At 61.6% G+C, this 6,128-nt stretch carries 2 protein-coding genes; both read right to left on the reverse strand.

From position 1 onward, the window contains the following. Positions 1–47: 47 nt before the first annotated feature. The gene (locus HDF10_RS19855; protein ID WP_183816574.1) at positions 48–668 is read right to left on the reverse strand and encodes an outer membrane beta-barrel protein; all 621 of its coding nucleotides are present in this window, start codon (positions 666–668) and stop codon (positions 48–50) included. Between the two features lie 30 nt (positions 669–698). Continuing rightward, a partial coding sequence (locus tag HDF10_RS19860) for a beta strand repeat-containing protein (protein ID WP_183816576.1) occupies positions 699–6,128 on the reverse strand: 5,430 nt, incomplete at its 5' end.

Consider the following 6,128-nt stretch of genomic DNA (forward strand, 5'->3'; position numbering starts at 1 on the left):
TTCGGTTGTCCTCCCGTTGGTCGGGATCAGAACTGGTGAGGAGCGCTTTAGTGGAAGCGGTAGGCGGCGCCGATTCCCAGGACCTGCGGGCTAATCCCGTTGATGGGGAAGCCAAACCATCGTTGAAACTCATATTCGGCTCTAACGTTGATCGAACGGGTGAGGCGGTAGTCGACTCCGATGCCTGCGGCGCCGATATTGTAGGCGAGGATGGCGGCGTTGCCTTGCGGGGGGCCACCGGGGGTGAGGCTCGGGACCTCCGGATAACGGAAGACGCCGCGGCCGTACATGACTTTGGCGAAGGGTTCTATTCGGCCAAAGTGGAGGACGTAGCGAGGGCCAATCTCGTAGGTGCGTTCGTAGATTTGCGTGGTGGGGTCGGAGTCGTTGATCTGGTGGAACTCGGCTTCGATTCCCCAGTGATATTTGAAGTCGAAGTTAACGTAGGCGCCTCCGCCTTTGATCTTTTGCGGAACGTAGTCGGAGTTGGCGTAGTTGAACTCGCCGCCAGCCTGGAGAACTCCGGCGCTGGTCGCTGTTGGGAGTGCCTGGGCGTCGAGGCGTGTGGCGGCGAAGCTGATGAGGCAAAGCAGGGCAGAGATCTTGATTCCCGGGAGGAGATTGTTTGCCAGCTTTGCGATTTTTTTTGATGTTGATCTGTTGCTCATGCTGAGAATCTCTCTTGAAGCTTGCGATTTTTACTGTGGGGACTGGTCGATGTGGTAGTCCACGCTTACAGTGTGCTGTATTCCATTGCTGTTGGCGGTTACAACTATCGGGTAGGTGCGGTCGAAGTAACCTGATCCGCAGCCGGTGAGGGTTCCGATGGCTCCGAGAGAGGACAGGATGAGCAGCGAGTGGATGATGAGGCGGGTGAGCTTGCGGCTGGAACGACGGGAGTAGCGCAGACCGAGGAGCGGGAGGAGGAAGAGGCCGAGCGCGATGTGGGAGAGCCGGCGCGAGCGATCCTGCGGCGACTCGAGTGAGGCGAGTTTGCGGGTTGCGACGGTGAGGGTGATGTCGGTTGGGCCGGCGTACTGGGCGATGGTCGACGGCGAGAAGGTGTAGGTGGCGAGGATGGGGCCGGTGGGGCTGGCGGAGAGGTTGATGACGCCGGGGTAGTATCCGCCGGTGGGGGAGACATGGAAGGTGTACAGGCGGGTGCTGCCGTAGATGCCTTCGACGGTCTGGGCGCTGGTGAGGACGATGGTGAAGTCGAGAGGCGCGACGTTGATCGTGTTCGCGCCCGATGCGGCGGAGGCAGTGCTTGAGCTGAAGTCGGTGTCTCCGCTATAGACGGCTGTGATGGTATGGACGCCTACGGAGAGGGACGTCGTGGAGAAGGTAGCAACATCACTGCTGCTGAGGGTAGCCGTGTTGACCTGGGTGCCGTTATCAAAGAAGGTGACGGTTCCAGTCGGTGTTCCAGAGGTTGTGGAGGCGACATTGGCGGTGAAGGTTACGGGCAGAGCGAAAACGGTGCTGGTTGTGCTGAGGCTGAGCGTTGTGATGGCGGGTGCTTTGGTGATCGTCATCACACCGTTCTGCACGGTCTGGAGGTAATCGGTGACGTTGGTTCCGGTAGCGGCAGGAATGATGGGGTACTGTCCTGGTTGAGAGAGCGTGCTTGCGGAGTTGGAGAAGATTTCAGTGAAGGTATCGCCGTCGAGGGCGCCAGTGATGGTGCCGGTGAAGACGGGGTTGGGAGTGCCGTAGAGCTTGGTGAAGCTGTTGGCTGTGACGATGAGTGTGGCTTGGCCGATGGTGAGGGTTCCGTTGGAGTAGACAACGTTGTAGTCGCTGAGATTGGTGCCGGTGGCTACGGGGATGATCGGGTAAGTTCCGATTTGTGAACTAATTGTGGCGGGGGTGCTTTCGGTGACGGTGAAGGTATCGCCGTTGACTGCGCCTGCGGTGGTGGCTGTGAAGTCCGGATTGGCGATGCCATACTCGCGGCTAGCGTTTGCGGCTGTGACTGTGAGGGTAGCCTGGGTGACGGTAAGGACTCCGGGGGTATAGATCACGTTGTAGTCGCTGAGGTTTGTCCCCGTAGCGACAGGCACGATTGGATAGGCGCCGACCGGCGAGGTTGGGGTGGCGGAGGTGGACTCGGTGAAGACGAAGGTGTCGCCGTTGACCGCGCCGGTGGATGTTGCCGAGAGGACGGGGTTTGCAGAGCCGTAGATGCGGCTGGTGCTTCCGGCGGTGACGGTCAGGGTTGCCTGGCCGATGGTGAGGGTTCCGTTGTTGTATACGACGGTGTAGTTGCTGAGGTTTGACCCGGCGGCCGTAGGAACGATGGGGTAAGCGCCTATGGGTGACGCGGGAGTGGCGGTGGTGGTTTCGGTGTAGGTGAAGGTGTCGTTGTTTTCGACTCCGGTGGCCGAGGCGGTGAAGGTGGGATTAGGAGATCCGTAGGTGCGGTTGGCGTCAGCGGCGGTGACGGTCAGGGTCGCCTTGCCTATGGTCAGGGTTCCGTTGGTGTAGACGACGTTGTAATCGCTGAGGTTGGTACCAGAGGCCAGCGGTACGATCGGATAGGTGCCAACGGGGGACGCTGCAGTTGCAGTCGTTGTTTCGCTGAAGGTGAAGATGTCACCGTTCTGCGCGCCAGTTGCGGATGCGGAGAACATGGGGTTCGGAGCGCCATAAGTGCGGTTCGCATCGGCAGCGGTGACGGTGAGGGTGGCCTGGGTGATGGTGAGAGTGCCGTTGTCATAGACGACGTTGTAGTCGCTGAGGTTGGTGCCAGAGGCCAGTGGAACGATAGCGTAAGTTCCTACAGGCGAGGTTGCGGTGGCCGAAGTGCTCTCGGTGAAGGTGAAGGTGTCGCCGTTGACTGCACCAGACGCAGAAGCGGAGAAGGCTGGGTTAGTAGCGCCGTATGTTCTGCTGGCGTTCGCGGCTGTGACCGTGAGAGTAACTTGAGTGACGGTGAGTGTTCCGTTGGCGTAGACGACGTTGTAGTCGGCGATGTTGGCGCCTGTTGCGGTGGGAACGATTGGATAAGTACCAACAGGAGAGGTTGCGGTGGCCGAAGTGCTCTCAGTGAAGGTGAAGGTATCGCCGTTCTGCGCGCCGGTTGCGGATGCGGAGAAGGCTGGATTCGCTGCACCGTAAGTACGGTTGGCGTCTGCAGCGGTGACGGTCAGGGTTGCCTTGCCGATGGTGAGAGTTCCGTTGACGTAGGTCACGTTGTAGTCGGCGATGTTGGCGCCTGTGGCTACGGGGGTGATGGCGTAGGTGCCAGGGGCAGACGCTATGGTTGCCGGGGTGCTCTCGGTGAAGGTGAAAGTGTCACCGTTCTGCGCTCCGGTGGCGGATGCGGAGAAGGTTGGGTTGGGCGTTCCGTAGGTACGGTTGGCGTCAGCTGCGGTGACGGTGAGGGTCGCCTTGCCGATGGTGAGAGTTCCGTTGTCGTATACGACGGTGTAGTTGTTGAGGTTTGCCCCGGCGGCCGTTGGAACAATTGGATAAGTGCCTATGGGCGATGCGGTAGTGGCTGTGGTGGTTTCGGTGTAGGTGAAGCTATCGCCGTTTTGTGCGCCGGTGGCGGATGCGGAGAAGGTTGGGTTGGGGATTCCGTAAGTACGGTTGGCGTCAGCTGCAGTGACGGTCAAGGTCGCCTTGCCGATGGTGAGAGTTCCGTTGTTGTATACGACGGTGTAGTTGCTGAGGTTTGCCCCGGCGGCCGTTGGAACGATTGGATAAGTGCCTATGGGCGATGCGGTGGTGGCTGGGGTGGTTTCGGTGTAGGTGAAGCTGTCGCCGTTCTGTGCGCCGGTTGCGGAAGCAGAGAAGGTTGGATTTGGCGTTCCGTAAGTACGGTTGGCGTCTGCTGCGGTGACGGTCAGGGTTGCCTTAGTGATGGTGAGGGTCCCGTTGTCGTAGACCACGGTGTAGTTGCCGAGGTTGGCTCCTGTTGCGACAGGAATGATCGGGTACGTGCCTGCGGGAGAAGCGGGGGTTGCAGAGGTGCTCTCGGTGAAGGTGAAGGTGTCGCCGTTCTGTGCACCGGTTGCGGAAGCGGAGAAAGTTGGATTTGGTGTTCCGTAAGTCCGGTTGGCATCTGCGGCGGTGACGGTCAGGGTTGCCTGGCCGACGGTGAGGGTTCCGTTGACATAGGTGACATTGTAGTTCGCAAGATTCGCACCGGATGCAGTGGGGACGATGGGGTAGTTTCCGATGGGGGAAGTCGTAGTTGCGGAGGTGCTCTCGGAGAAGGTGAAGCTGTCGCCGTTCTGTGCACCGGTTGCAGAAGCGGAGAAGGTTGGGTTCGCGGCGCCGTAGGCGCGCGTTGCGTTCGCGGCGGTGACGGTGAGTGTGGCCTGGCCGATGGTAAGGGTTCCGTTGACGTAGGTGACGGTATAGTTCGAAAGATTCGCGCCGGATGCAGTGGGGATGATGGGATAGTTTCCGATGGGCGAAGTCGTAGTTGCGGCGGTGCTCTCGGAGAAGGTGAAGCTGTCGCCGTTCTGTGCGCCGACGGCGGATGCGGAGAAGGTTGGGTTGGGGGCGCCGTAGGCTCGGGTTGCGTTTGCAGCGGTGACGGTCAGTGTTGCCTGGCCGATGGAAAGGGTTCCGTTGACGTAGACGACGTTGTAGTTCGCAATGTTCGTTCCTGTTGCGACAGGGATGATCGGATAGGTCCCGACTGGGGATGAGCTTGTGGCGGGAGTGCTTTCGGTGAAGGTGAAGGTGTCGCCGCTGGCTGCGCCGGCTGCGGATGCGGAGAACGTCGGGTTTGCGGCACCGAAGGCGCGACTGGCGTCGGCTGCGGTGACGGTGAGGGTGGCCTGTGTGATGGTGAGGGTTCCATTGACGTAGACCACGTTGTAGTCGGAGAGATTGGCTCCGCTGGCGACGGGGACAATCGAGTAGGTTCCAGTTGGCGAAGAGGGTGTGGCGGTGGTGGTCTCAGTGAAGGTGAAGGTGTCGCTGTTCTGTGCGCCGGTTGCGGATGCAGAGAAGGTTGGGTTCGCGGCGCCGTAAGCTCGGGTTGCGTTCGCGGCTGTGACGGTCAGGGTCACTTTGCCGATAGTTAAGGTTCCATCGGTGACGTTGACGGTGTAGTTCGACAGTGCTGTACCAATTGGAGCAGGAACGATGGGGTAGGTTCCCGCGGGAGAGCTAGTTGTGGCGGTTGTCGAGAAGCTCTCGGTAAAGGTGTCGCCGTTGACCGCGCCGGTAATGGTTCCGGTAAACGTCGGGTTGGCGCTTCCGTAGGCGCGGGTGGCGTTGCTGGCGGTGACGGTGAGGACGGCCGGGGTGATGGTGATGTTGGCGGTGGCGGACTGGCTGGGGTAGTCGGTGGTGTCGGTGGGGGTGAAGGTGGCGATGACCGCGACGGCGGGGCCGACCTGGAGGACACCGGAGGGGCTGTAGGAGAAGGAGCCGGCGATGGAGCTGGAGGCGGTGAGGGTGGGGGAGCCGAGGGCGGTGCCGTAGACCGCGGACTGGCTCTTCCAGGTGATGGTGTAGCTGGAGGTGGTGGCCTGGGTGATGGTGAGGGTTCCGGGGGCGAAGGCGAAGGTGTAGTTCTTGGCGGCGAGGGTGCCCAGGGTAGCGGTGATGGGGTAGGTGGTTCCGGCCTGGGAGGTGGGGGTGTCGGTGGCGGTGATGCTGGCGGAGCCGGTGACGGCCGAGGCCAGGGTGTCGCCGTTGACCAGGCCGGAGATGGCGTCGGTGAAGGTGGGGTCAGGGGTGCCGTAGGCGCGGGTGGCGTTGCTGGCGGTGACGGTCAGGACGGCGGGGGTGATGGTGATGTTGGCGGTGGCGGTCTGGGTGGGGTAGTCGGTGGTGTCGGTGGGGGTGAAGGTGGCGACGACCGCGACGGCGGGTCCGACCTGGAGGACGCCGGAGGGGCTATAGGCGAAGCTGCCGGCGATGGAGCTGGAGGCGGTGAGGGTGGGGGAGCCGAGGGCGGTGCCGTAGACCGCGGACTGGCTCTTCCAGGTGATGGTGTAGCTGGAGGTGGTGGCCTGGGTGATGGTGAGGGTTCCGGGGGCGAAGGCGAAGGTGTAGTTCTTGGCCGCCAGGGTGCCCAGGGTGGCGGTGATGGGGTAGGTGGTTCCGGCCTGGGAGGTGGGGGTGTCGGTGGAGGTGATGGAGGCGGATCCGGTGACGGC

The organism is Tunturiibacter empetritectus (assembly GCF_014201375.1).
GTDB lineage: Bacteria > Acidobacteriota > Terriglobia > Terriglobales > Acidobacteriaceae > Edaphobacter > Edaphobacter lichenicola_D.

Coding starts and splice junctions, on each gene's coding strand:
- HDF10_RS19855 (WP_183816574.1), bottom strand. CDS start 668: ATGAGCAACAGATCAACATCAAAAAAAATCGCAAAGCTGGCAAACAAT.